Source organism: Rhizobium hidalgonense (assembly GCF_002914525.1).
Lineage (GTDB): Bacteria > Pseudomonadota > Alphaproteobacteria > Rhizobiales > Rhizobiaceae > Rhizobium > Rhizobium hidalgonense.
This window is the reverse complement of the sequence record NZ_LODW01000139.1, coordinates 164,891-189,975: the sequence shown is the minus strand read 5'-3', so window position 1 is coordinate 189,975 and position 25,085 is coordinate 164,891. Positions and strand designations below refer to the sequence as shown.

Annotated in this window: 22 protein-coding genes and 1 pseudogene; 10 read left to right on the top strand and 13 right to left on the bottom strand. The window is 61.6% G+C overall.

The genetic code is table 11. The features are described from left to right. The first annotated feature begins 126 nt into the window (after positions 1-126). From ATY29_RS35925 to ATY29_RS35915, 3 genes are all read left to right on the top strand, one after another. Positions 127-1,845: an adenylate/guanylate cyclase domain-containing protein gene (locus ATY29_RS35925; RefSeq protein ID WP_097534404.1), complete on the top strand. Its 1,719-nt coding sequence runs from the start codon at positions 127-129 to the stop codon at positions 1,843-1,845. Further along, positions 1,845-2,723, top strand: coding sequence for an FkbM family methyltransferase (locus ATY29_RS35920; RefSeq protein WP_097534402.1), 879 nt, complete (start codon positions 1,845-1,847; stop codon positions 2,721-2,723). Before ATY29_RS35925 ends, ATY29_RS35920 begins: the two co-directional genes overlap by 1 nt. Positions 2,724-2,838: 115 nt before the next feature. Continuing rightward, positions 2,839-3,582 (top strand): dienelactone hydrolase family protein, encoded by a 744-nt coding sequence (locus tag ATY29_RS35915; RefSeq protein ID WP_097534400.1) that lies wholly within the window; start codon positions 2,839-2,841, stop codon positions 3,580-3,582. A 426-nt stretch (positions 3,583-4,008) separates the two neighbouring features. Here ATY29_RS35915 and ATY29_RS35905 read toward each other — a convergent pair whose 3' ends face one another. From ATY29_RS35905 to ATY29_RS35860, 10 genes are all read right to left on the bottom strand, one after another. After that, positions 4,009-4,335: a hypothetical protein gene (locus tag ATY29_RS35905; RefSeq protein ID WP_097534398.1), complete on the bottom strand. Its 327-nt coding sequence runs from the start codon at positions 4,333-4,335 to the stop codon at positions 4,009-4,011. Positions 4,336-4,444: 109 nt separating this feature from the next. Beyond that, a complete protein-coding gene (locus tag ATY29_RS35900; RefSeq protein ID WP_097534396.1) occupies positions 4,445-5,341 on the bottom strand; it encodes an RDD family protein in 897 nt (298 codons plus the stop codon). Beyond that, positions 5,338-6,414 carry a stage II sporulation protein M gene (locus ATY29_RS35895; RefSeq protein WP_097534394.1) on the bottom strand — a complete coding sequence of 359 codons (1,077 nt, stop codon included), beginning with the start codon at positions 6,412-6,414 and terminating at the stop codon, positions 5,338-5,340. Before ATY29_RS35895 ends, ATY29_RS35900 begins: the two co-directional genes overlap by 4 nt. Continuing rightward, a complete protein-coding gene (locus tag ATY29_RS35890) occupies positions 6,414-7,733 on the bottom strand; it encodes a DUF58 domain-containing protein (protein ID WP_097534392.1) in 1,320 nt (439 codons plus the stop codon). The genes ATY29_RS35895 and ATY29_RS35890 overlap by 1 nt, the downstream gene beginning before the upstream one ends. After that, complete coding sequence (locus tag ATY29_RS35885; RefSeq protein WP_097534390.1) at positions 7,734-8,690, bottom strand: AAA family ATPase; 957 nt, start codon at positions 8,688-8,690, stop codon at positions 7,734-7,736. Then, entirely contained in the window at positions 8,677-9,948 is a 1,272-nt protein-coding gene (locus ATY29_RS35880) for a hypothetical protein (protein ID WP_097534388.1), read from the bottom strand. The genes ATY29_RS35885 and ATY29_RS35880 overlap by 14 nt, the downstream gene beginning before the upstream one ends. After that, positions 9,941-10,696, bottom strand: coding sequence for a hypothetical protein (locus tag ATY29_RS35875; RefSeq protein ID WP_097534386.1), 756 nt, complete (start codon positions 10,694-10,696; stop codon positions 9,941-9,943). Before ATY29_RS35875 ends, ATY29_RS35880 begins: the two co-directional genes overlap by 8 nt. A gap of 3 nt (positions 10,697-10,699) precedes the next feature. Then, positions 10,700-11,146 carry a DUF805 domain-containing protein gene (locus tag ATY29_RS35870; RefSeq protein ID WP_097534462.1) on the bottom strand — a complete coding sequence of 149 codons (447 nt, stop codon included), beginning with the start codon at positions 11,144-11,146 and terminating at the stop codon, positions 10,700-10,702. A 203-nt stretch (positions 11,147-11,349) separates the two neighbouring features. After that, entirely contained in the window at positions 11,350-11,796 is a 447-nt protein-coding gene (locus tag ATY29_RS35865) for a DUF805 domain-containing protein (RefSeq protein WP_097534461.1), read from the bottom strand. Positions 11,797-11,992: 196 nt separating this feature from the next. Beyond that, positions 11,993-12,886, bottom strand: coding sequence for an NAD(P)/FAD-dependent oxidoreductase (locus tag ATY29_RS35860; RefSeq protein WP_097534384.1), 894 nt, complete (start codon positions 12,884-12,886; stop codon positions 11,993-11,995). A gap of 130 nt (positions 12,887-13,016) precedes the next feature. On the opposite strand from ATY29_RS35860, the gene ATY29_RS35855 reads away from it, so the two are divergent. Then, on the top strand, positions 13,017-13,472 hold the full coding sequence (locus ATY29_RS35855) for an Rrf2 family transcriptional regulator (protein WP_097534382.1): 456 nt from the start codon (positions 13,017-13,019) through the stop codon (positions 13,470-13,472). A gap of 17 nt (positions 13,473-13,489) precedes the next feature. Here the strand turns inward: ATY29_RS35855 and ATY29_RS35850 are convergent. Both ATY29_RS35850 and ATY29_RS35845 read right to left on the bottom strand, forming a co-directional pair. Then, positions 13,490-13,607, bottom strand: a pseudogene (locus ATY29_RS35850) (GFA family protein); the annotation flags it as partial. An 83-nt stretch (positions 13,608-13,690) separates the two neighbouring features. After that, on the bottom strand, positions 13,691-14,170 hold the full coding sequence (locus ATY29_RS35845; protein WP_097534380.1) for a class I SAM-dependent methyltransferase: 480 nt from the start codon (positions 14,168-14,170) through the stop codon (positions 13,691-13,693). 124 nt (positions 14,171-14,294) lie between these two features. Between ATY29_RS35845 and ATY29_RS35840 the strand changes: the two genes are divergently transcribed. Beyond that, positions 14,295-15,470 carry a DUF3095 domain-containing protein gene (locus tag ATY29_RS35840; protein WP_097534378.1) on the top strand — a complete coding sequence of 392 codons (1,176 nt, stop codon included), beginning with the start codon at positions 14,295-14,297 and terminating at the stop codon, positions 15,468-15,470. On the opposite strand, the gene ATY29_RS35835 is transcribed toward ATY29_RS35840, so the two are convergent. Further along, positions 15,460-16,797, bottom strand: a complete 1,338-nt coding sequence (locus tag ATY29_RS35835; RefSeq protein ID WP_097534376.1) for a nucleotide sugar dehydrogenase — start codon at positions 16,795-16,797, stop codon at positions 15,460-15,462. The two genes, ATY29_RS35840 and ATY29_RS35835, sit on opposite strands and share 11 nt — an antisense overlap. Before the next feature lie 786 nt (positions 16,798-17,583). Here ATY29_RS35835 and ATY29_RS35825 point away from each other — a divergent pair. The 5 genes from ATY29_RS35825 to ATY29_RS35805 all read left to right on the top strand — a co-directional run bounded on the left by ATY29_RS35825 (position 17,584) and on the right by ATY29_RS35805 (position 25,052). Next, positions 17,584-18,927, top strand: coding sequence for an adenylate/guanylate cyclase domain-containing protein (locus ATY29_RS35825; RefSeq protein WP_025419029.1), 1,344 nt, complete (start codon positions 17,584-17,586; stop codon positions 18,925-18,927). A gap of 154 nt (positions 18,928-19,081) precedes the next feature. Continuing rightward, positions 19,082-20,971 (top strand): ABC transporter ATP-binding protein, encoded by a 1,890-nt coding sequence (locus tag ATY29_RS35820; protein WP_003563476.1) that lies wholly within the window; start codon positions 19,082-19,084, stop codon positions 20,969-20,971. Next, positions 20,971-22,878 carry an ABC transporter substrate-binding protein gene (locus ATY29_RS35815; protein ID WP_025419030.1) on the top strand — a complete coding sequence of 636 codons (1,908 nt, stop codon included), beginning with the start codon at positions 20,971-20,973 and terminating at the stop codon, positions 22,876-22,878. The genes ATY29_RS35820 and ATY29_RS35815 overlap by 1 nt, the downstream gene beginning before the upstream one ends. A 3-nt stretch (positions 22,879-22,881) precedes the next feature. Continuing rightward, positions 22,882-23,880 (top strand): ABC transporter permease, encoded by a 999-nt coding sequence (locus ATY29_RS35810; RefSeq protein ID WP_003563480.1) that lies wholly within the window; start codon positions 22,882-22,884, stop codon positions 23,878-23,880. Next, complete coding sequence (locus ATY29_RS35805; RefSeq protein WP_003563482.1) at positions 23,880-25,052, top strand: ABC transporter permease; 1,173 nt, start codon at positions 23,880-23,882, stop codon at positions 25,050-25,052. Before ATY29_RS35810 ends, ATY29_RS35805 begins: the two co-directional genes overlap by 1 nt. The last annotated feature ends 33 nt before the right edge of the window (positions 25,053-25,085 follow it).

The window sequence follows — 25,085 nt, the reverse complement described above, 5'->3', positions numbered from 1 at the left end:
ACTCCGCTATTGTCCATTTCCCGAAAACTTGCGCATAAGCATATGGAATGTGATCGCGCTGGAAGCAATTCCGCCTCCTTCTCAATTTCTATGGGCCTGCGGTTGCATCGACAAGAACGGGAATGAATGACGACGGCCTCAGTCACAGGGTTTTTTTCGGAGCGCTCGATCAGAAGGGCAAGGCTTGGTTCCGGCCTTGTCATTTTCATCTTCGTCCTCATGCATTTGTCGAACCATGCCATCGGCCTGATTTCAGTCTCCGCCGCCGATAAGGCCGCCCGCGTGTTCATGGCGATCTGGCGCAATCCTCTCGGAACGGCGATCTTCTATTCGTCGGTTCTGGTCCACATCGCACTGGTGCTGCGCGCCATCTATGTCAGACGCAGCCTCGTCATGCCAAAGGGCGAAATGGCGCAGATCGTGCTTGGTCTGATGATCCCGCTGCTTCTCATGGATCATGTCATCGGCACACGCATCGCCCACGAGCTCTACGGCTATGTCGACGACTACGAGACGGTCGTCAGTACGCTGTGGATCAGGGCGCCGGCAAACGGCCTGCGGCAGGGGCTCGGTGTTATCGCCGTCTGGATCCACGGCTGCATCGGCCTGCATTTCTGGCTGCGCTATCGCCCCTGGTACCCGGACTTCGCGCCGCTGCTGCTGGCGCTGGCGATCCTCGTGCCGGTTCTGTCGCTGCTCGGCTTCGTCGAAATGGGCCGCACGCTCGCCGACCCATCCTACCAGCAGGCCGTCGCCAACAGTCCTTACAAGGCGACCGTCAACAGCCACTTCGCCTCCAACCCCGAGGTTCGCCGCGAAGTTGCCGAGATCCGTGCCTTGCTCTACGGCGCATTCTCGCTGTCGCTGCTGACGGTCGTCGTCGCCCGCGCCCGGCGCAAGCTGAAGGAGCGGCTCGACCAGGTGGCCGTGCATTATCCGGGCGGCGAGGTAATCCGTGTGCCGCGCGGCTTTTCGGTGCTGGAAGCAAGCCGGCTCGGCGGCCTGCCGCATTATTCCGTTTGCGGCGGCAAGGGCCAGTGCTCCACCTGCCGCGTGCAGATCCTCGGCGATTACGAAGGCCTGCCCACCCCCGACAAAATGGAACGGACGACGCTCCGACGCATCAATGCCGGCGCGGATGTCCGGCTTGCCTGCCAGCTTCGCCCCGACCGCGACCTCGCGGTCGCGCCGTTGCTCGTGCCGGCGGTCGAAGCCGCCCTTCCGGCCAACAGCCAGGAGACCAGCCCTGGCCGCGAGCGCGAGATCGCCGTGCTCTTCGTCGATATCCGCCATTTCACCACGCTGACCGAAACCCGTCTGCCCTTCGACGTCGTCTTCCTGCTGAACCGCTATTTCGCCATCATCGGCAAGGCGGTGGAACAGGCGGGCGGCCGGCTCGACAAATTCATCGGCGACGGCGCCATGGCGCTCTTCGGCCTCAATACCGCGCCGGAACAGGCCTGCCGCCAGGCGCTCACCGCCGCCGCGGCAATCGTCGCCGAGATCGAGAAACTCGCCGCCGAACTCGCCGAGGAACTGGCGCTTCCGCTACGCATCGCGATTGGCATTCACACCGGCCCCGCCGTCGTCGGCACGATGGGCTACGGGCGGGTGCGCAGCATGACGGCGATCGGCGATACCGTGAATGTCGCGAGCCGGTTGGAAAGTGCGGCCAAGGAATTCGAAGCGGCGATCGTCATCTCCGAGCCGGTGGCAAACCTTTCCGGCGCCGATCTTTCCGGCATCGAGAGTCGCGAAATCAATGTGCGCGGCCGGGCCCTGCCTTTGAAAGTCTATGTCATCCCGCGAGAGAAAGCGGCGGCACCGCACGAAGGAAAAGACTGATGCCCGGCAAACCGTGGCTCACCGCCAAATACTGGAGCCGCCGGCTGCGCAAGGCGCGCAACAGAGCCGCCTCGCGTTTCTTCGACACCCGCTTCGGCCGCCGGCTGCTGATCGAGAATATCGGCCCGCGCGTCGTCTCGATGACGGTCGATGCCGGCGATCATCTGATGACCTTCTCGCCAGCCGACTATATCGGCCGCAAGGTCTTCCGGAAGGGCCATTTCGAGCGCGAGGCCGTCGACCGGCTGATCGTCATCCTGCGCGAGCGGGGGCTGCTGCGAAAGGATGCCACACTGCTCGAAATCGGCGGCAATATCGGCACCCAGACCGTCTATTTTGCGCTCAGCAACACCTACATCAAGATCGTCAGTGTCGAGCCCGACCCACGCAACTTCCCGCTGCTTGAACGCAACATCCGCCAGAACCGGCTGGAGCAAAAGGTCCGGCTCGTCAATTGCGCCGCCGGCGAGCACGAAGGCGAGATCGATTTCTTCCTCAACCTCAACAATCACGGCAAAAGCAGCGCCATCCGCCAGAGCCCGACCGACAGGAAGATCAGCGTGCCGGTAAAACCGGTCTCCGAGATCCTCGCCGACCTTTCGATCGATCCCGCTTCGATCGGCCTGGTCTGGATGGATATCGAAGGCTACGAGCCGGTCGCCTGCCGCTCGATGCAGCCGCTGCTTGCCCGCCGCGTGCCGCTGCATATGGAATTCACGCCGCTGTTTTATGGGCCAGAGGGCACGAAGGCCTTCATATCGATGCTGTCAGGATTCTACGAGGATTGCCTGGTATTGTTCGAGGATCGCGAGGAGGAGATGAAGGTGCGGGATCTGCCGGGGGAATTCGAGCAGTATAACGTGCTGTTTTTACCGTAGAGGCGGCTTCTTGCGTTGAGGATGCATCGGCCACCTTACGGCATAGACCACAAGCGTCATTGCCGCGCCCGTAAAAACGCTTAACTTTCCCACCTTAATAGAGCCTCAGAAGCAAATGCGCTTGTTTTTCTGCATCCTCGTTTTTCTCGCGTTTATGTTTGGCCATGCTCATGCCGCATCCCGTCAGCAATTCACCGTGCTAACGCCCGGCGGCAGCATTCTGGTCGAGAGCTTCGGGAGTTGCGCGAAGGCAATATGCCCGGCCGTTCTGATCCTGGGCGGCAGCAAGGGCTTTGGAGCGCCCGCTTATGATAAGATCGGCCAGACCTTCAGGGCGGCGGGTTTGAATGCCTATCTCGTTCATGTCCTGTCGGCGGCCGACCTTAACGCCATCGCCACGGCGCGCGGGGCAGGTGCGCGGATCGCCTTTTATGCGCAACGATTGCCGGAGTGGACGTCGGCCGTTCAGGGCGTGGCCACCTATCTTGAGGAGCAACCGCGCCACGGCGGCAAAGTCGGCGTTCTCGGAATCTCCCTTGGCGCGCAAATTGCTTCGGCCGCTACGGTCGGACGCGCCGATATTGACGCTCTGGTACTGGTCGATGGGGGTTTCCCGAACGGCTATTCGCAGCCTGTCCGTTCATTGCCGCCTCTGCTGCTGATTTGGGGAAGTGCCGATCGTATGTTTCCCTTGTCGATCGGCTGGGAGTTGCAGCAGACGGCGCAACGGCTAGGAGGGTCTGTTGCGCTTGATGTCTATGAAGGGGCGCACGATTTTTTCCTGGGATCAGCAAGCCCAAACGCTGAGGCAGCGCGGCAGAACGCGGCCGACTTTCTAGCATTGTCTCTGTCGCAATAGTTTCGACTTCCTCTCGACGCAGCCGCTATTTGTTCGCTGCATGCCCCTTCGAGGACCGCGACCTGCCAGAGGTATTCGATCAGTAGAGTCTGTTCTTGCTGTCGAGGCGGCCTCGCGCCTGTGGCCCCTTGCATGTTCAATTCGCACTGATTGTCGGATGATTGGTGTGCGCTCCGGACGGCCGGGGACCGCAGGCCCCTTGGCTTAAACCGGGGATGAGATTGGTCCGGCCGTCCTCGCGTTTGTAAAGAGTGGCTTGATGTTCATCTGCATCAGCTGGGCGAAAGCCGGCGGTTCAGCAATGACAAGGTGGACATGCGCCAGCTGAAACGGCTGCTGGCCAGGCATCGGCCGCTTGCTTGGTGATCCGGCGACTATGGCGAGTTGTCATCTTCTGTGTCATCTCCGCCAAACCTCGCCGCCCCATCATTGCCACCACTTGGCCCTTTCAAGCACGACTTTCCGCATCACCTTGTGGTTGTCGGGAACCCGAATCTCAATGGTTTTACTTTCGTTTCCCTTTATTTCCTCTTTGCAAACTTCCAACATCGCCGGAATCAATGGCTCGCGCAAATCCAACATTCCAAGAGTGCTTGCAGCCCTCATTGCCGATGCTGGCGTCATGTTGAAACCGCATGCCGATTTGGTGATAGCCCGAAAGGAGTTTGCTGTTGCGGCTGTGCGATCGTCGGCCTGAGCGTGACCTGTGGCAGAAAGTATAAGCGCGACCGCGCCTAAGATATGCAGCTTCATTATATCATCCCTAAATTATATCTCTGGACGCAATACAAATTCCCGAATTTCCGCAGTCAGTTGGCTGCAGCTCAAAACCACGATTCTTTCACGGTTCGATCGGGAGCCCTCAAATAAGCCGCCTCGTTTCTGTCCGCGTATCCTCATGATACTTGTTCTCCCGCAGCGTCCCAAACAGCTTCAAGCTCTCCAGATGCTCGCGCTGGGCGCGGTAGAAGTCGTTGAGAAAAAGCAGCTCCTGGCCTGACTTCACGCTGTCTTCATACCGGATCCGCCGTGTGATGGTTCGCACGATCTGTTCGATCTCTTTATGGTTGGACGTCTTCGTCGAGTCGCGGAGCACGTCCTCCAGCGTCTGCAGCTCGTATTTGCCGTAGACATCGAGGTGCTCGGGCTGGAAATCGAAGGCGGCCTGTGACGATGCGCTGGCAGGGGTCAATGCGAGGTCGGAAAGCAGCACCGAGCGCGGATTGTCGATCACCAGGGTGCCGGCGATGATGTCGCCAAGCCGCTGCCGGCGGCGGTTGGCAAGCGGAACGATCACGACCACCAGAAGCCAGGCGCCCGCCAAACCGTTTTCCCAGGCTGACTGATATTCTATCGACGCCAGAAGACTCATCGGGCCGAAGATTTCCACCTCTTTCATGAGGTTGCGCGCGGTAACCTGGTGTGGCGTCAGCCGCCGTCCGCTGGCGTTGATGACACGGATGCCGGTTATCTTTTTTCCGAGTGTGCGTCCGTTCCAGATCAGTTCCGACAGAATGTAATAGGGGGTCCGCACCAAGAAACCCAGCAAGATGATCAGCATAGCCTCGACGTTCGACGGCAGGATTCCCGTAAAGGCAATAACGAAGCCGCAGGTGAAGATGAGGATAGCGGTGAAGATGATGTCGAGGATTTGCGCGCCGAGGCGGCTGCCGATGGAGCCGATCGCGAAAGTGATCGGAACACCCTCCGGCGGGATGAACTGTTCGACGCGTTTGCCGTTCTGAACTGACTGGCTCATCGGACAGGCTCACGCGAAACGTTGTTTTCGCGGCCGCTCAACAGCAGCCAGCCCACCCAGAAGACGCCCATGCCCCAGCCGATGGCGAGCCGCCAGACCGGATCCTGTATCAACTGGCGAAGGAAGCCTTCGATGAAGGCTGCCACGATGAGCATCAGTGCAGCGAGGATCGCGAGCTTGACGGCATCATGCCCCTGGTGGCGCAACGCTTCCTTTCGCGTTCGCGCACCCGGCAGGAGAACGGCAAGTCCGAGCCTGGCTCCCCCCGCACAGGCAATGGCGATGGCCGCAAGCTCGGTCACGCCGTGGATCGAGAGCCAGCCGAACACGTCGAAACCCAGGCCCTTGCGGGCAAACATCGCGAAGAAGGCGCCGAGGATCAACCCGTTGTAAAAGGTCAAGATGAAGCTCGGCAGCGACACGAAAATGCCGAGCGTGAAAATCAGCACGACGATGGTGGTGTTGTGGGAAAAGAGAAATGCGGAAAAGGCGGCCAGCCTGTCGCCGGCATGTTCATCATCGCCATAGATCGTCGAGCGGAGATAATCGGCCGATGCGTCCGGGGTCCGCTGGTCGGCGAGTTCCGGCGGCACAAAGGCATAGAACCAGCTCGGATCGCTGGTGCAGAGCTTATAGCCGGCGAGCGCCCCCAGAATGAGCGCGAGGAAACCGATGAACAGAGGCAGGGCCGATCGGCGCACCGCCTGCGGAATGCCCTGGACCAGCAGGCGGGTGACCAGGCCGCCGAGGCTTTCCTGCGGCGCATAGACAACCAGATAGGCTCGGGCGCAGAGGCTCTCAAGATAGGCGATCAGCGCACGATCGAGGGAAATGTCGCGCGCCACGCTCAGCGAGTTCATCGCCTGCCTGTAGCCGCCAGCGAGATTGCGGACCTCGTCATAACCGAGTGCGGCTGCGCCACCCTTCTCGGCCCGCGTCACGAGATCATCAAGCTGACGCCAATGCGCTTCGCGCTCCACCCGGAAGCGCGCCGAGCGAAGCATATCGGTCTGGATGGCGCCGACGTTGACCGTCGCGCCCATCTCTCTCCTGTCACCGATGCCGATATCCATCATATCATCTCACGGGATTTGATTTCGATGTAACGCGCAATGAGATCCGAAGTCAGTGCCTCCGGCGTGCTGTCGAGGCAGAGTACGCCGAGACGCGCCAGTTTTTCCATCACGGTACGCCTCTCCTGGAGGATCTGGCGCGCTGCCACGGAGCGGGCGACGGCGTCCAATGTCACCTCCTCGGGTTCCGTCAGTTTCGCCAGCATCGGATCGCGCAAGGCGACGTAGACGATGAAATGATGCCGGGCGAGCACCTGGATGTTCTCGATCATCAGCTCCGCCGTGATGCTGTCGACAAAATCGGAGAATATCACGATCAGCGACCGTCGTTTCAAGCGCCCGGACAGATGCGTCAGTCCCAGCGTATGGTTGCTCTCCTGGGTTTCGTAACGAAGCTCGGCGCACATCGTCTGCAGCCGCGGAAAGGCCGCTCTTCCGGGCAGAGCCGGCACGACCAGGCGCGGGCGGCTGTCGAAACTGTAAAAACCGACGAGATCGCCGGCAAGGCCTGCGGCCCAGCACATGGCGAGTGCCGCGTTGATGGCGCGATCGAGCTTGGTGAAGCCGCCAAGCTGCTCGGCCATCAGCCGTCCGGAATCGACGCACAAGATGATCTGGTGGTTTCGTTCGGCCCGCATTTCGCGCACGACGAGGTTGCGCATGCGGGCGGAGCGCTTCCAATCGATGCTGCGCGGATCCATGCCGCTGGCAAATTCACGCAACTGATGGAACTCCGAGCCTTCGCCGCGCAGCCGCAGATCCTTCTGGCCGGCGTCCAGCGCCAGGATCTGGGTCTTGACCGCCCCCGACAGCACCGGCGATATGTCGGGCAACACGGCGATCTCTTTTCCCACCGGCATGCGCGCAATCATGTCGAGGAGCCTCAGCCGCGACGGCCATTTCAGCCACAGGTCATGGACCGCGTATCGTCCCCGTCGTGTCAGACGGAGATCGAGAGCGGCCCTGGTCTGGTCTTCTCCCGCGCCCGATGCGCCACTCGCCAATCTGCTTTCGCCGATGGCAAGCTCGGGCGCGCAATCGAGGCGCATCTCGATATTTTGAGGCACGACGCCCTTCTGCGGCCGGATGGTGAGCGTGAACGTGGCGGTGTGGCCGACAAAGCCTTGCGGCGGCAGATCGAATTCCACCGTCATCCGGCCGGACAAGGCCGACATGGCCAGATCGCCGGCCGTCAACGCCGCAAGCGCAACCCACAGGCCGAGCAAGAGGTAGCCCATGCCATGCCACCACACGCTGACGAAAACCGTCACCGCCGCCAAAATCAGAACAAGCGCGATCAGATACCGGGACGGCCGCATTTAACGGGGCGCATCCACGCGGTTCATGATGTTGCGGAGTACCTCGTCCGGTGTGCGGCCGTCGATTTCGGCCGAAGGCGAGAGAATGATGCGGTGGCGCAGCGCCGGCACGAGCAATGCCTGAACATCATCCGGCAAGCCGTAATCCCGGCCCTCGAATGCCGCACGCACGCGCACGGCCGAGGCAAGAGCGTCGGCGGCGCGCGTCGATGCGCCGTAGAGAATATCGGCATCGGAGCGGGTGGCGCGAACCAGGTCGACGACGTAGGTCAGGATCGTGCCGTCCAGATGGATCGCATCGATCAACGCCCGTCCCTCGGCAAGCGCGGCACTGGTGACGAGCGGGCGGATGCCGGCATTGCGCATATCCGATTGCAGCGCCTGCTTGGCGTGTTTGGAAAGGATGGCAATTTCCGTATCGCGGTCGGGAAAATCGACGACAAGCTTGAACAGGAAGCGGTCGAGCTGCGCTTCCGGCAAGGGATAAGTGCCCTGTTGCTCGATCGGGTTCTGTGTGGCCAGCACGAAGAAATCCGATCCCAGGGAGTAATCGGTTCCGTCGAGCGTCACCATCCGCTCGTTCATCGCCTGCAGCAGCGCCGATTGCGTCTTCGGCGGAGCGCGATTGATCTCATCGGCGAGAAGGATGTCGGTAAAGACCGGCCCCTTGGTCAGATGGAACTGATTGGTCTGGAAATTGAAGAGATTGACGCCGAGCACATCGCCGGGCATCAGGTCGGGCGTGAACTGGATGCGGCGATAATTGAGCGCCATGGCGGCGGAAACCGAGCGAGCCAGCAGGGTTTTGGCGGTGCCGGGCGGGCCTTCGACGAGGCAGTGCCCGCCGGCAAAGATCGAGATCAGGACGAGATCGATGATCGCATCCTGACCCTGCACGACTTTGCCGATTTCGCCGCGAACGGTGGCGATAAGATTGCGAAATTCACTTAGATCCAAGGTCAAAGCTCCCCAGCGATTTTCTGAATGTCTCGAGATTGCGGTGCAGGTCTGCCCGCGTCATCTGATGTCCGCGTTCGATCATCGCCTCGGCTGCGGCATGCAAGGCCTGCGCGGCTGCCTTGTCCTGTCGGGTCAGGCGTTGAAATAGCCGCGCAATCCCTGCCTGATTGCCGGCTCCGGAACCGAAGAGTAGTTGCGCCTTGTCGGCAAGCAGATGCAGCACGAATTGGCCGGCCATCCGTCCGTCATTGCCCGACAGGCGCAAGAGCCGCGCCGTGGCGTCGATCGCGGCGGTCTTCGACAGCTCGATGTTTGCGGATGCCTCACGCAAAGGCGGCCCGAAGCGATAGGCGCCGCGCCAGAAGCAGACCGCTGCGACGACGAGCAGCGTTCCCCAGATGACGGAGAGCGGATAGGCGAAAAACCGCTGGAGATCGGAGGCAGAGCGCTCATAAGACTTGCCCTCATCCACCGGTTTCTCGCTGTCCAGCGGCTGGCCTAATGTATCCAGATAGACCGGCCGCGTCTCGCCGGCGCCGCGCAGCCGCGTAACGAGCGACACGGCGAAGGAGGCGTTATCGGCCAGCGCCAGTCCGTGGTTGTTCAACAGGTCGGGATCCGACAGAAGATAGGCGTGATGATAGTTCTCGCAATGGACGAGCAGCGCACCGGTCAGCGTGCCGGCAAGCTCCCTGCAGGAGGACGGCAGGCTCGCCAGATCGAAGGTTTGTGCGTGATACAAGGCGATCGTGATTGGCTGATCCAGCTTCAGGCGCGGATGCGCCTCTTCAAATCCCTTCTCGCTGCGATCGAGACTCAAACCAGAATAACCGATCCTGTCGAGTTCGCCGCGTATGTCGGCGAGATCAACCAGTCCCGCTGCGCTGGCAACACCATCGGTCGACACGTTGCCGCGCCATTTCGGCAAAATGACTAGCGTCGGCAGCGCGTAGCGACTTGATTCCTGGACTGCGCTTTCTGGATTCGCTTCATCCGTTTCTTCGCCAAGCTGAGGTGCGACCTCGCCTTGGCGTATCGACAGGGGAACGATGCGCAGCGAGGTTTCCGAACTCGCTCGGGCGACATGAGGGTCGGATCGGACAACAGGGATTCCCTTGGCCCGCAGCCACAATTCCAATCCCTTGTTACCGAGCGGCGAGTGATCGTAATCGTCGTCCCGCGGCAGCCGGAAGAGCGCCAGTGCCGCGAGAACGAGGACCAGAACCAGGATTAAAACGGGGGCCGACTTACGCATGGGTCAATCTGCCGACCGACAGCAGGTCGCGCGCCGTCGCGAGAAGGGTGCTGAAATGGTTTTCCGCAACGGCTCGGCCGCCGTAATGAACGAGTTCCACCGCAGTCAGGAAATTTGCAAGCCGCTCGCGGTCGGGTATCGAGTTCGGCAGGCGGGCGAAAACGGCGCGTTCCGTATCCGAACGGAAAAGACGTGTTCCGCTGATGTCAGCCGCGTGCAGCAGACAATGTCTGAGCAGCAGGACAACCGCCTGCCGTCGATCCGCCATGGCCGCAATGCGCTGCAGGACGTCGTTCGGCTCTTCCTCGGCCTCGGCCGCGGCGGTGCGCCAGCTTTCCGGCGCCTCTCCCTGCCGCTTCATGTCTCGAGGGGCCGACGACAGCAAGATGCCGCCGTTTCCGAAGCGCATCCACAGCCCGATGACCACGATCAGACCGACAAGCACGACAGCAACCGCCAGGGGGCCACTGATGACCGGCTCGCGCGGGATAAACAATGGCTTGCGTTGCGGTGACGATGTTGTCGTATTCGATGCCGGTGCGTCTTTCGCAGAACCGTCGCCATAGATGAGCGTGCAGCGCAGGCCGTTCTGCCGGCACTGCGAGGCATATTCGGCGCCGGCGGCGCTCGATTGACGAGTACCGCCATCGACCTGCTGCCTGGCGCTGTCCTGCGCTTGCGCAGGCGGAAAGGGAGCCAAGGTGGCGAGGAACAAAGCCACCAGCAGGCCGGCGTTGCGGAGGGTCATACTCTAGGCAAAGACCTCTGCTCGCGCTTCGGGACGCAGCGGATCCGGTCCGAACTTGTTGGGACCTTCGGTGCCCCTGAGGATGGTAATCACAAGCATCGCGAGGCCCGCAATGGGGCCGACGGCGGGAATCATATTCAACAGAAACAGTGTGAGATACCACCAAGCGGAAATGTTGCGATCGTGGAAGCGGCGAACCTGAAGGGATATCTGCGGCAAAAACATCGCAAGCGCGAACAATCCGCCGATTCCTCCAAAAATGAATAGGAGTGACGACGGTTCATTCTCAATATTGGTAAAGACGCCGGACAAAGCGGCTACAATTAGAAATGCGATCAGTACCAGCGTATAAAACAGTTGAAACCACCAAAACTCCGAGCGCGATGCCCTGCCAGAAAATGTTGCGTATTTCTGCGTTAGAACTGTCCGAACAGCTTCAGTAAACCCCATTTGAAATGCCCCCAAGTCCGCTTGCAAACGCGGTGACCAGCGGATTCAGCATCGTCTTGCCCCGATAGTAATTTCGAATGAAAAATAGCTACAATTCAAACGCAGAAATTGCAATAAGCCGGTTGTTTCAAACAGGGGTTAACTCCTATCGAGACTAACCGTAGGAACGGAGCCACCAGCAGGCCCAAAGTTGCGGTATGCCCCTAGGCAAAGACCTCTGCACGCGCTTCAGGACGCAACGGATCGGCCCCGAACTTGTTCGGACCTTCGGTGCCAGGAAGCACGTTGATCACTAGGATCGCAATAACCGCAATGAGACCGATGTAGGGAACGAAATTAGCAATGCACAGCGCGAGATACCACCAGCCGGAAATGTTGCGATCATGGAAGCGGCGAACTTGAACTGCTATCGCCGGCAAAAACATCGCGAGCCAAATCAATCCGCCGAGGAAGAAGAGAAGGGCGAGTGGTGGGGGAACTCCGTCCCGGAAGTCGGAAAAGTCGGCAACCACATTGCACAAGATGCCTATCGCAAGCAGCACTAGAATATAGAATAAGACATACCACCAATATTCCGCGCGGGAGGCCCTACCCGAGAAAGTTGCATATTTCTGCACCAGAACCGTGCCAGCCGCTTCAGTAAACCCCACTTCCATGCCCCATTCGTGCTGCCGTAAATCTGTTGATGCCTCACCAGCGTCGGAACGATGGTCATTCCGCCGGAAAGTGCCTACGATTTAAACGCATAAATTGCAATATCGGCTTGGTTGGCGCAGCCTTGGAAACTGCGCGCACCACACGGGTGCAAGCCGCTATTGCGGACCGCGCCTGCCCTTGAGCCGCCAACTACACGATCAGCGACTGATGGCAATGCACGCCGGCGAGGACGCCGGAGGCGGAGGCGAGCGTGCCGTTGTGCATTGAACTCGCGACATCGCCGGCGGCGAAGACGCCCTTGACGCTGGTCTCCTTGTTTTCACCGGTGCGGATGACCGGCCCGAACACACCGTCGTCGAAGGCGCAGCCGAGCTGTCCGGCAATGGGGCTTGCCATCGCCGTTTTCGGCGCGACGAAGACGGCGTTGAGGGGGACGATGCGGCCATCAGCGAGACGCACCGCTTGAAGTTTCGGACTGTCGCCGAGCAATTCCACGATCGGGCTGCGGTCGATGCGCACACCGCGGTTCGTCAGCCGTGCCAGCTGCTCTTCATCGGGCTCGAAAAGACCCTGGGTGAAAAAGGTCGTCGTGCCCCAGTCCGGGATCATCATGGCGGAATGGGCCGAATGCGGATGGTTTGCAAGGACGCCGAGTTCGCCGCCGCTCACCTCATAGCCGTGGCAATAGGGGCAGTGCAGCACCGAGCGGCCCCAGCGGTCGCCAAGACCGGGGATGTCAGGCAGCGTGTCGCTGACGCCGGTTGCGAGAATGAGGCGGGCAGCGCGTTCTTCACTGCCGCCTTCGATGGCGATTGTGAATTCCTCGCCCTCCTTCTGGGCGCGGATAACCTTGCCGTCGCGCAGCGTGATGTTCGAATAAAGCGAAAGCTGCCTCTTCCCCTCACCCATGATCGCCGCCGGCGTCTGACCGTCCTGTCCGAGAAAACCGTGCGAAGCATGCGAAAACCGATTTCGCGGCGCGCCCGCATCGACGAGCAAAACCCGCCGCCGCGCCCGGGTGAGCTGCATGGCTGCCGACAGGCCGGCAAAATTGCCGCCGATGACGATGACTTCGTAGGACATGCGCTGACTCCTTCGATATTGGCTCATGAATCATCATAAGTTACATGAAACGCGGCGGTCAAGGCTCATGTCACTTGTCTTGTTACAAAATCTTCGTGATAATGCCTCGCTCGATCGACAGGATGGAACCATGCGCAACGACAGCCGCCTTTCCCGCATGTTGCACGTGCTGATCCACATGGATCGGCATCAGAATGCGGCGACCTCCGAAATGATTGCAAAGATGCTGAACACCAATCCCGTCGTCGTCCGCCGCACCATGGCCGGGCTTCGCGACCAGGGCTATGTGCGCTCGGAAAAAGGCCATGGCGGCGGCTGGACGCTGGTGCGGCCTTTGTCCGAGATGACGCTGCTCGACGTCTACAACGCGCTTGGCGAACCGCACGTCTTTGCCATCGGCCCCGCCGACGATCAGCCCAAATGTCTGGTCGAACAGGCGGTGAATAACGCGCTGGCGGATGCGATGAAGGAGGCGGAGGCGCTGCTTTTGAGGCGGCTGGGCAACGTGACCCTGGAGGAAATTGCGGCTGAATTCGAAGCAAAACTGACGGCGCGTTCGGCTGCGGCTTATTCCTGTGCCTCGTGAGCGGAAGCTCCTAGAAATCAGCCGTCACGCCCCACCCGTCCATGAGGCGGTATCGCGATCGGGGTGCTGGTTGTTGCTCTGCTTGATTGCCGGGGCCCAGTCGGCGCCGTTGGTTTCGGTTGCACCGGTATTTTGAGCGCACCGGCAGGCGCCGCTGACTTCCATTTCGAGGCGTTTCATTTTCCTCCGCCTTCAAAGGCGGGGAGCTTACTCTCCCCTCACACCCGCCGATACAGAAAATACCGCCCTTCCTTGATCCCCTCCGGCAGCGGCAGCGCCACCAGTTGCGCATGCTCCAGCGGCAGGCCGCTGACGGCGATGCCGTTTGGGGCAAGCACGCCGGCCATCAGTTGCGGCAGCCAGGTCAGCGTCACCGCGTCGATCTCATCATGGCCGGTGCCGATATCGGCATGGGCAAGGGCGGCACCAATGCCGAGGAAGGCCTGACCGGACTCGCGGATATTGCCGGTCACCATGTCCTCTGCATCCGGTGTCGAGGCCGAATAGGAGCGGACCTCCCAGTCGAAGGCGACGATGCGGCGGCCGGGAAAATTTTCGCGCAGGTGATCATAGGTGCGGCCGTTGCCGAGGCCGAATTCCAGCACCGGCCCCTCGATTTCGCCGACCAGATCGATGATCGCGTTCAGAATGTCGCGTTGGGCCGTCAACCGGCGAATGAAGCTGTCGAGGCGGCTCATCTAATCCGTATCCGTGATGAAAAATCGTCCGCGGGTGCTAACACATGAAACCTTGCCAAGTCGATTGCCGTAAATGGGAAATGGCGTTGCAGTGGCAACATGGGTCTGTGCTAAGGTCGATGACATGAAAACCGTGACCGACGAAGAATTCTTTGCCGCCGTGCCGCTGTTCAGCGCCTTCGAGGGCGTGACCGATGCCGCCAACTATCGGCCGCTGCCCGAGGGATGGGTGCTGGCGCTTGCCGACATCGTCGGCTCGACGCAGGCAATCGCCGGCGGCCGCTACAAGGACGTCAACATGGCGGGCGCCAGCGTCATATCGGCGGTGTTGAATGCCGTCGGCAAGGGCGACTATCCCTTCGTCTTCGGCGGCGACGGCGCCCTGATCGCGCTTCCGGGCTCGCTGGAGCAGGCGGCGCGCGATGCTCTCGCCGCCGTGCAGGTCTGGGTGGAGGAGGATCTCGGCCTGATGCTGCGCATCGCCATCGTACCGGTCACTGACACCCGCGCCGAAGGGCTCGACGTGCGGGTCGCGCGATATTCCGCCAGCCCGCATGTCACCTATGCGATGTTCTGGGGCGGCGGCACCAGCTGGGCGGAAAGACAGATGAAGCTCGGCCGTTACGCCGTCGAGCGCGCGGCGGCCGGAACCCGCCCGGATCTGACCGGCCTCTCCTGCCGCTGGAGCCCGATCGAAGCCGAGAACGGCGAAATCGTCTCGATCATCGCCGTGCCCGGCGAAGGCCGGCCGGGTGAAGAATTCCGCGCCCTCGTCAACGGCATCGTCGCCATCACCGCCGAGCAGAACCGCGGCAGCCATCCGGTGCCGGCCAACGGCCCGAAATTCGCCTTCTCGCTGAAGGGCATCAATCGCGAGGCCAAGGCTACCGCGCCGGCCGGAAGGCGGCTGCGGCAGAAGCTCATCATCGTCCTGCAGCTTGCCATCACCGTGGCATGCTACAAGCTCGGCATCCCGCTCGGCCGCTTCGATGCGCGCCGCTACAAGAGCGACGTCGCCGGCAATTCTGATTTCCGCAAATTCGACGACGGGCTGAAGATGACCGTCGACGTCGATGCCGAGCACCTGAAACGGATCGAGACGCTGCTGGAAGCGGCGCAGGCCAAGGGCATTGCCCGCTACGGCCTGCATCGCCAGGCCTCGGCGCTGATGACCTGCTTCGTGCCGACGCCGATTTCGCGCGACCACATGCATTTCATCGACGGCGCATCAGGCGGCTATGCCGTCGCCGCCAGCCGGATGACCGGCAAATCGCTTTCGGCTGTTTCCGTCACGCCTTGATGACTTGATCGGCCGAAAGTCCAAGCCGGTTGAAGACGTTGCGCGTATCGACGATCAGCGCAGCGCTTTCTGCGAGCGCAGCATAATCGACGCTGTCATGGTCTGTCGCGACCAGCACCGCATCGTAGCCGGCAATGGCCTCCGGCGTCAGCGACACCGATTTGCGGCCCTTCAGCGCCTGGTATTCCCGCGTCGGCGGAATTTCGGCAACGAAGGGATCATGGTAATCGGCGCGTCCGCCGCGTTCCTCGATGATCTCGATCAGCCGCAGCGACGGGCTCTCTCTTATATCGGCGACGTTCTTCTTGTAGGCGAGCCCCAGCACCAGCACCCGGCTGCGGCTCAGCGCCTTGCCGGCGCGGATGTCGAGCGCTTCGGCAAGCTTGCCGACGACATAACGCGGCATCGCCGAATTGATCTCGCCGGCCAGCTCGATGAAGCGGGTCGGCAGCTCGTATTCGCGCGATTTCCAGGTGAGGTAGAAAGGATCGATCGGGATGCAATGGCCGCCGAGGCCGGGGCCGGGATAGAAGGGCATGTAGCCGAAGGGCTTGGTCTTGGCCGCGTCGATCACCTCCCAGACATCGATGCCCATCGCCGCATAGACGGTCTTCAGCTCGTTGACGAGGGCGATGTTGACAGAACGGAAGATGTTTTCGGTAAGCTTCACGGCCTCGGCCGTCGCATTGGACGAGACCGGAACGACGGTCGAGACCGCCGCACCGTAAAAGGCCTTCATCAGCGACAGCGCGTCGGCGCCATCGCCGGCGACGACCTTTGGAATGGTGGCGGTATGATAATGCTGGTTGCCGGGATCCTCGCGCTCCGGCGAGAAGCCGACGAAGAAATCGGCGCCGGATTTCAGCCCAGTTCCTTCGAGGATCACCTTGACGATATCGTCGGTGGTGCCGGGATAGGTGGTCGATTCCAGCACGACGAGCTGACCGGGGCGCAGATGCTGGGCGATCGAGCGCGACGTCGCCTCGACGAAGGAAAGGTCGGGATCGCGATGTTTGGTCAGCGGCGTCGGCACGCAGATGATGATGACGTCGCAGGCCGCAAGGCCGGCGAAATCGGTCGTCGCCTGGAAGCGCCCTGCCTCGATCTCGGCGGCAAGTGCTGCATCGCTGACCGCGTCGATATAAGAGCGGCGGGCATCGAGCGCCACCATCTTGCCGGGATCGATATCGAAGCCCGTGACCGCAAAACCGCTGCGCGCCACCGCCATTGCCAGCGGCAGGCCGACATAACCGAGCCCGATGACGCCGGCACGCGCCGCGCGGGTTTCGATCTTCTGCAAAAGCGTGTCGAAGGTGGAGATGGCCAAGGCGGGATCTTTCAAACGGAAAAGAGGAAGCTGATCTAGTGCATGATCCGAGCAAATTAAACCCGGCTCCTCTTTTCCCCAGCGGTGCTACCCCTGTTTACGCCAATGGCTACTCACCGGCTACGGTCACCTCGACCTGGGTCGGTGCCCGTAGAGCGGATGAAGGTGCCGGCAAAGTTCACGTAAAAGTCGCAGCCGCACCCGGTATTTTCGCTGCCTTGCTCCAAAAGCCACCCCACACTCCGTCGTCCTCGGGCTTGATTCGAGGACCCACGCCGGCTCCACACCGGCAGAAAGCATGGATCCCAGGCTCAAGGCCTGGGATGACGGAGTATGGGGTCTGTTTCTGCCAAACTTCGACGTCGGCGCCCGCCTCCATTCGTCGGCCCAGGCGGGCCACGTTTCTCCACCCCAGCCCGCAGCCTTAGAGCGGGCGAGGGTTGGTCTCGCCGATAACCCACATCGAAAACCCCTTAGCCGGGTGTGGCCAAAATGCCCCGCCGCCACCCTTTGCTGCAACTTGAGCGCACAAAAAAATCCCCGTCCCATTGTTTCGCATTTGCAGCATCCCTATTTTGACTTTGATAATGAACACCGTGAAAGGACTACCCGTCCGATCTCCGCCCGGGGAGCAGAGGGGTGCTGCTGTCGGGCTCTCGGCAGATCGTTGACAAATAATACCGCTCGTACATGCTGATTTCCTTTTGACCTGCGCATGACAATGTGCCGGCCGGGGGATTTTTGGCTCTTGGGGATGGGCGTGCCTTAATGAGGATCATACCGAGAATGAGCACGATCGAATCCAGCGTGTCGTCCATCCTGTTGGATCGGGTTGCTGAATGGCTGACCAATTCTTCGCTGGCTGGAGACGAGCTTGAAAATATCGTGCGCGGCTTCTGCGAAAGGCTGGCGGCCGCCGGCCTGCCGATCGCGCGCGTGCATCTGACCTTTTCGATGCTGCATCCGCTTTATGACGCGCTGAGTTTTACCTGGCGGCGCGCCAGCGGCGTCACCATCGAGGGCTTCCGCATGCCGGCAGGGCAGAAGCCGGACCGTTTTCTGCAGAGCCCCTATTATTACCTCCTCGACAACAATCTGCAGCACATCCGCCGCCGGCTGATGCAGGAAGGTCCGGCCGAATTCCCGATCTTCGAAGACCTGCGCAAGGACGCCATCACCGATTACCTCGCCTTCGTGCAGCCCTTCGGCGACGGTTCGGTGCAGGGCATGATGGGCTCGTGGTCAACCGACCATCACACCGGCTTTACCGACGACATGATCGACGCGCTGCTCAGGATGCAGAACCATCTGGCGGTCGCCGCCAAGATGGCGGTGCTCGGCAAGCTCGCCAACAACATGCTGACCACCTATCTCGGCGGCGACGCCGGCAAGCGGGTGCTGAACGGCCAGATCCGCCGCGGCGACGGCGAGACGATCCGCGCGGCCCTCGTCATGGGCGACATGCGCGAATCCACCATGTATGCCGAAAAGGAAGGCCGCCAGGCCTATATCGACACGCTGAACCAGTTCTTCGACGCGATCGCCGCGCCGTTCAACCGCAATGGCGGCGAGATTCTGAGCTTCCTCGGCGACGGCTTCCTCGCCGTCTATCCCTGCGGGCGTCACAAGGACCCGTCGAAAATCGCCTGCGAGGCAGCGCTGTCCGCCGTCCATCAGGCGCAGGCGCGGGTCGCCGAACTCAACAGGGATCGCGAGGCGAAAGGCCTCAGCAAGGTCGGCTACGGCATCGGCCTGCATGTCGGCAACGTCATGTTCGGCAATGTCGGCCTGAAAGACCGGCTGACCTTCTCCGCCTTCGGTTCGGCGGTCAACGAGGTGCAGCGGCTGCAGATCCTGACCAAGAAATACGGCCGCGAGGTCGTCGCCAGCCAGGCCTTCGCCGGTTATTGCGGCGGCGAATGGACGACGCTCGGCGAAGAGAAGCTGCGCGGCATCCGCCAGAAGGTGACGGTGCTGCAGCCGCGGGCGCCGGCCCCCGAGATCAACGTCGACCAGGGCTTCCGCGAGGCGGTGCAGAACGGGCTTTCCGAAGCCGAGCAGGTCATTCTCCTGCACCGGGACGCGAAGAAAAACGTCGAGCGCACAACCACGGAGAAGTTCATCCAGTAAATCCTCGAACGCCTGCTCTGAATCTGCGCGTCTCGTCTGGGGAACTTCGGCGAGATGTGGCGGTTTTCCTTTGATTGTCATCTGCTAGACACCCCGTTTGCGGTACGATAGTGTGCCTTAAAGGGAACACAGAAGACTGGGGAATTTCATTGGTATGGCGTCTGCAGCCGATTTGTTGCGTATTGAAAATCTCGACGTCTCCTTCTCGGTTTTCGGCGACCGGCTACGCGTCGTAAAGGAAGCCAATCTTCGCATCCTTCCGGGCAAGGTAACCGCGCTCGTCGGCGAATCCGGCTCCGGCAAATCGGTGATCAGCCAGTCGGTGATGGGCATCCTGCCCAACCCGGCCAGAGCCTCCGGCCGCATCCTGTTTACCGATCCGCTCGACGGCAGCACCACCGATATCCTGTCGCTGCCGCGCGACAGCGAAGAGATGCGCGATCTGCGCGGTAAGCGCATGGCGACGATCTTCCAGGAGCCGATGACCTCGCTGTCGCCGCTGCATACCGTCGGCAACCAGATCAGCGAAGCGCTTTTAATCCATACCGAGATCGACAAGCAGGAAGCGCGTGAAAAGACCGAGGAAATGCTCGGCCTCGTCGGCTTTACCAATCCGCACCGCACCTACGACATGTATCCGTTCGAACTGTCCGGTGGCATGCGCCAGCGCGCCATGATCGCCATGGCGCTGATCTGCAAGCCGGCGCTATTGATCGCCGACGAGCCGACGACGGCGCTCGACGTAACGATCCAGGCGCAGATCCTCGAATTGCTGCGCGACCTGCAGGCCAAGCTCGGCATGGCGATGCTGCTCATCACCCACGATCTCGGCATCGTCGCCAACATGGCCGACGAGGTGGTCGTCATCTATCACGGCGAGATCATGGAAGCCGGCCCGGTCGAGGCGATCTTCCGCAATCCGCAGCACCCCTATCTCAAGGCGCTGATGGCCGCCGTTCCGCATTTCGACATGAAACCCGGCGAGCGGCTGAAGGCGCTGCGCGACGTGCCGGTCAATCTCGAGACGCTGGTCGGCAAGAAGAAGCCGCTGCAGGCCGAAGCGCCGGGCACGCTGCTTTCGGTCGCCAACCTCTCGAAGACCTACAAGACGCGCAAGCGCAGTCTGCTCGGCAAGCAGGAAGCCGCCATCGTGCACGCCGTCGACGATGTCAGCTTCGACATCCGCCGCGGCGAGTGTCTCGGCCTTGTCGGCGAATCCGGCTGCGGCAAGACGACGCTCAGCAAGATCCTGATGCGCGCCGTCACACCCGACAGCGGCGCGGTGGTATTCAACGACGGCAAGGACGTGATCGACGTGCTGTCCGTGCGCGGCGAAGCCCTGCAGGATATGCGCACCAAGATCCAGATGGTGTTTCAGGATCCGGTCTCCTCGCTCTCGCCGCGTATGACGGTGCGCAATATCCTCAGCGAACCGCTGGAGATCCACGACCGCGGCGACAGCGACGAGCGCAAGCGCAAGGTCGAAGGGCTGATGGCGGCGATCGGCCTCGACAAGCGTTATCTCAGCCGTTACCCGCACAGTTTTTCCGGCGGCCAGCGCCAGCGCATCGGCATCGCCCGCGCGCTTGCACTCGGCCCGAAACTCGTCATCCTCGACGAGCCGGTCTCGGCGCTCGACGTCTCCGTCCAGGCGCAGATCCTCAACCTGTTGAAGGACCTGCAGAAGGAGCTGGGGCTGACCTATCTGTTTATCTCGCACAATCTCGCCGTCGTCGATTATATGGCCGACCGCATCGCTGTGATGTGCAAGGGCCGGATCGTCGAGATCGCGCCGCGCGAGATCATCCTGCGCGATCCGGTCCACCCCTATACGAAATCGCTGCTTGCCGCCGTCCCCTTCCCCGATCTCGACCGGCCGCTCGATTTCAAGGCGCTGCGCGAAAACGGCGCCGCCGACAAACAGAACTGGGGCGCGACCTTCACCGCCGAGCATGACGACGCCTCCGAGCTTGCCTATGCCGATCTCGGCGATGGCCATCTGGTGCGCGCCCGCAAAGGCGCCGATGCCAGGGAGTTGCGCTGATGGTGACGCGTCGCATTTTTCTGGGCGGTCTCGTCGGTGCGGCGATCGCACCGGCCGTGCTTCGGGCCGAACAGGCCGGCGAGCCGGAGTTTCTCAAGGAGCGGCTGACCTCGGGCAGCCTGCCGCCGATGGCCGAGCGGATTCCCGCCCGCCCGCGCATCGTCAACCTGAAGGAGATGGGGCTTGCACCCGGCAGCTACGGCGGCACGGTGCGCACCATCATCGGCAGCCAGCGCGACATCCGCTTCATGACGATCTACGGTTATGCCCGGCTGATCGGCTACGACAAGCACCTGCAGTTCCAGCCTGATATTCTCGCCGATTTCCACTCCGAAGACGACACGGTCTTCACCTTCACGCTGCGCGAGGGCCATAAATGGTCGGACGGAGAGCCGTTCACGGCCGACGATTTCCGCTACTGGTGGGAAGACGTCATCCTGAACGACAAGCTGACGCCCGGCGGCGGCGCGCTGGAGTTGCGCCCGCACGGCAATCTGCCGCGCTTCGAGGTGCTCGATCCGCTGACGGTGCGCTATAGCTGGGACAAACCCAACCCGATGTTCCTGCCGACGCTCGCCGGCCCCATCCCGCTCGTCATCGTCGGGCCGGCACATTATCTCAAGCAGTTCCACAAGAAGTTCCAGCCCGACCAGGCGAAGATGGAACAGATGATGCAGGCCAGCCGCGTCAAGAAATGGCAGGACCTGCACATCAAGATGGCCCGCTCCTACCGGCCGGAGAATCCCAACCTGCCGACGCTCGATCCCTGGCGCAACACGACGCCGCTGCCGGCCGAGCAATTCGTCTTCGAACGCAACCCGTTCTTTCACCGCGTCGACGAGACCGGCAGGCAGCTGCCCTATCTCGACCGGTTCATCCTCAACGTCTCCTCCTCGTCGATCATCGCCGCCAAGGCGGGTGCCGGCGAGGCCGACCTGCAGGCGACCGGCATCGACTTCAACGACTACACCTTCCTCAAGGAGGCCGAGAAGCGCTTCCCGGTAAAGGTCAATCTCTGGAAGGTGGCGCGTGGCTCGCGCATCACGCTGCTGCCGAACCTCAACTGCGCCGACGAGGTATGGCGCCGCCTGTTCCGCGACGTGCGCTTGCGCCGCGCCTTGTCGCTGGCGATCGACCGGCACGAGATCAACATGGTCGCCTTCTATGGCTTGGGCACGCCGAGCGCCGATACCGTCCTGCCGGACAGCCCGCTGTTCAAGCAGGAATATGCCGACGCCTTCGTGAAGTTCGATGCCGACGAAGCCAACCGCCTGCTCGACGAGGTCGGCCTGACCAAGCGCGGCGACGACGGCATAAGGCTGCTGCCGGACGGGCGGCGCGCCGAGATTACCGTCGAAACCGCCGGCGAGAGCAATCTCGATACCGACGTGCTGGAGCTGGTGCACGATCACTGGGCCAATATCGGCCTTGCGCTCTATACCCGCACCTCGCAGCGCGACGTCTTCCGCAACCGCGCCATGAGCGGCTCGATCATGATGTCGATCTGGTACGGCCTCGACAATGGCGTTCCCACAGCCGACATGTCGCCCTCGGGACTGGCGCCGACCCTCGACGATCAGCTGCAATGGCCGCTCTGGGGCATGCATTACCTCTCGGCCGGCCAGGAGGGCACGGCCCCCGACCTGCCGGAAGCGGCCGAACTGGTCGACCTGCTCAAACAATGGGGCTCGACGGCGAAATTCGAGGAGCGCCAGGTGATCTGGCACAAGATGCTGTCGCTCTATACGCAGCAGGTGTTCTCGATCGGCCTGATCAACAGCACGCTGCAGCCGATCCTTCGCGCCGCCAAGCTGCAGAACCTGCCGGAGAAAGCCCTCTACGGCTTCGATCCCACCTCCTATCTCGGCATCTACATGCCGGATGCATTCTGGTACAAGGAGGCCTGAGGCGTGCTCAGATATATTCTCTGGCGTATGGCCGCCATGGTGCCGACGCTCTTCGTCATTTCGGCGCTGGTTTTCACCATCATCGAGCTGCCGCCGGGCGACTTCTTCGAGAGCCAGATCGCCGAGCTGCGCGCCTCCGGCGAAACCGCCAATCTCCAGGAAATCGAGGAGATGCGCCAGCAATACGGCTTCGACAAACCGGAGATCGTGCGCTATTTCTACTGGGTCGGCGGCATGCTGCACGGCGATTTCGGCTATTCCTTCGAATACCAGATGCCGGTTTCCGACGTGGTCGGCGAGCGCCTGTGGCTGACGATCCTCGTCTCCTTCACAACGATCCTGCTCACCTGGCTGATCGCCTTTCCGATCGGCATCTACTCGGCCACGCACCAATATAGCTGGAGCGATTACGGGCTGACCTTCCTCGGCCTGCTCGGCATCGCCATTCCGAACTTCATGCTGGCGCTGATCCTGATGTATTTCGCCAATATCTGGTTCGGCATCTCGATCGGCCATCTAATGGACCAGCAATATATCTCGGCGCCGATGAGCTGGGAGAAGGCGCGCTCGATCCTCTCTCACCTGTGGATCCCGGTGATCATTGTCGGCACGGCCGGTACTGCCGGCATGATCCGGCGGCTGCGCGCCAACCTGCTCGACGAGATGCAGAAGCAATATGTGACGACGGCGCGCGCCAAGGGCCTGCATCCGATGCGGGCGCTGCTCAAATATCCGCTGCGCATGGCGCTCAACTTCTTCGTCGCCGATATCGGCTCGATCCTTCCGTCGATCATATCAGGCGCCGAAATCGTCGCGATCGTGCTGTCACTGGAGACGACGGGGCCAATGCTGATCAAGGCGCTGCAGAGCCAGGACATGTATCTCGCCGGCTCCTTCCTGATGTTTTTGGCCTTCCTCAACGTCATCGGCGTTTTGATCTCCGACATCGCACTCGGCTTCCTCGATCCCCGCATCCGTCTGCAAGGCAGGAGCACCAAATAATGTCGCCCCTTCCCGCACCCGGCGCGCCGCTGCCGCACTACGTTTCGACCGCTCCCTTCGATCCGCACGCGACCGAGACCATGACGGCGGCGCAATCGCGCATCCATCTCGCTTCGCAGAAGCAGCTGATGTGGTGGAAGTTCAAGCAGCACAAGCTGGCCTTGATCTCCGGCATTTTTCTCGCCGCCGTCTACCTGATGATCCTGATCGTCGAGTTCCTGGCGCCGTACGGCCTGCATACGCGCAATGTGGATTTCATCCATGCGCCGCCGCAGCGCGTCCATTTCTTCGACAAGGGCGAGTTCGTCGGACCCTTCGTCTACGGTCGCAGCATGACGCTCGATCTCGACACGCTGCACCGTGTCTATACCGACAGGCCGAACGACGTGCAGCCGATCCGTTTCTTCTGCCGCGGCGATGCCTATAAATTCTGGGGTGTCGTCGCCTCGAACTATCATCTGGTCTGCCCGTCGATCGGCGGCCAGATGTTCCTGCTCGGCACCGACCGGCTCGGCCGTGACGTGCTGTCGCGCATCCTCTACGGCGCGCGGATATCGCTGACGATCGGTCTGATCGGCATATCGATCAGCTTCGTGCTCGGCATCGTCATTGGCGGCCTTGCCGGCTATTGGGGCGGTATTTTCGATCTCGTCGTCCAGCGCCTGATCGAAGTGCTGCAATCGCTGCCGAGCCTGCCGCTGTGGATGGCGCTGGCCGCCATCATGCCGGTGACCTGGAGTCCGATCGTCATCTATTTCGGCATCACCGTCATTCTCGGCATCATCGACTGGACGGGGCTGGCGCGCGCCGTGCGCTCCAAGCTTCTGGCGCTGCGCGAGGAGGATTACGTCCAGGCGGCGCAACTGATGGGCGCCAGCACGCCGCGCATCATCGGCCGGCATCTGGTGCCGGGCTTCATGTCGCATCTGATTGCCTCGGCGACGATTTCGATCCCCGGCATGATCCTCGGCGAAACCGCGCTCTCCTTCCTTGGCCTCGGCCTTCGCCCGCCGATCACCAGTTGGGGCATTCTGCTGACCGAGGCAAAAAGCGTCAGTGTCATCGCCTTTTATCCCTGGCTGCTCTATCCAATCATTCCTGTTGTTCTTGTCATTTTGGCGTTCAACTTTCTGGGAGACGGCTTGCGTGATGCGGCAGATCCCTACAAATAGCAGAAAACCCGGCGGCGCCTTCTGGCACCGCCC

Excerpts from the sequence above, each read along its gene's own strand:
- ATY29_RS35815 (WP_025419030.1), top strand. The coding sequence starts at position 20,971 with ATGGTGACGCGTCGCATTTTTCTGGGCGGTCTCGTCGGTGCGGCGATC.
- ATY29_RS35895 (WP_097534394.1), bottom strand. The coding sequence starts at position 6,414 with ATGGATATCGGCATCGGTGACAGGAGAGAGATGGGCGCGACGGTCAAC.
- ATY29_RS35805 (WP_003563482.1), top strand. The coding sequence starts at position 23,880 with ATGTCGCCCCTTCCCGCACCCGGCGCGCCGCTGCCGCACTACGTTTCG.
- ATY29_RS35820 (WP_003563476.1), top strand. The coding sequence starts at position 19,082 with ATGGCGTCTGCAGCCGATTTGTTGCGTATTGAAAATCTCGACGTCTCC.
- ATY29_RS35890 (WP_097534392.1), bottom strand. The coding sequence starts at position 7,733 with ATGCGGCCGTCCCGGTATCTGATCGCGCTTGTTCTGATTTTGGCGGCG.
- ATY29_RS35845 (WP_097534380.1), bottom strand. The coding sequence starts at position 14,170 with ATGAGCCGCCTCGACAGCTTCATTCGCCGGTTGACGGCCCAACGCGAC.
- ATY29_RS35875 (WP_097534386.1), bottom strand. The coding sequence starts at position 10,696 with ATGACCCTCCGCAACGCCGGCCTGCTGGTGGCTTTGTTCCTCGCCACC.
- ATY29_RS35920 (WP_097534402.1), top strand. The coding sequence starts at position 1,845 with ATGCCCGGCAAACCGTGGCTCACCGCCAAATACTGGAGCCGCCGGCTG.
- ATY29_RS35855 (WP_097534382.1), top strand. The coding sequence starts at position 13,017 with ATGCGCAACGACAGCCGCCTTTCCCGCATGTTGCACGTGCTGATCCAC.
- ATY29_RS35860 (WP_097534384.1), bottom strand. The coding sequence starts at position 12,886 with ATGTCCTACGAAGTCATCGTCATCGGCGGCAATTTTGCCGGCCTGTCG.
- ATY29_RS35915 (WP_097534400.1), top strand. The coding sequence starts at position 2,839 with ATGCGCTTGTTTTTCTGCATCCTCGTTTTTCTCGCGTTTATGTTTGGC.
- ATY29_RS35905 (WP_097534398.1), bottom strand. The coding sequence starts at position 4,335 with ATGAAGCTGCATATCTTAGGCGCGGTCGCGCTTATACTTTCTGCCACA.
- ATY29_RS35900 (WP_097534396.1), bottom strand. The coding sequence starts at position 5,341 with ATGAGCCAGTCAGTTCAGAACGGCAAACGCGTCGAACAGTTCATCCCG.
- ATY29_RS35925 (WP_097534404.1), top strand. The coding sequence starts at position 127 with ATGACGACGGCCTCAGTCACAGGGTTTTTTTCGGAGCGCTCGATCAGA.
- ATY29_RS35870 (WP_097534462.1), bottom strand. The coding sequence starts at position 11,146 with ATGGGGTTTACTGAAGCTGTTCGGACAGTTCTAACGCAGAAATACGCA.
- ATY29_RS35825 (WP_025419029.1), top strand. The coding sequence starts at position 17,584 with ATGAGCACGATCGAATCCAGCGTGTCGTCCATCCTGTTGGATCGGGTT.
- ATY29_RS35840 (WP_097534378.1), top strand. The coding sequence starts at position 14,295 with ATGAAAACCGTGACCGACGAAGAATTCTTTGCCGCCGTGCCGCTGTTC.
- ATY29_RS35880 (WP_097534388.1), bottom strand. The coding sequence starts at position 9,948 with ATGCGTAAGTCGGCCCCCGTTTTAATCCTGGTTCTGGTCCTCGTTCTC.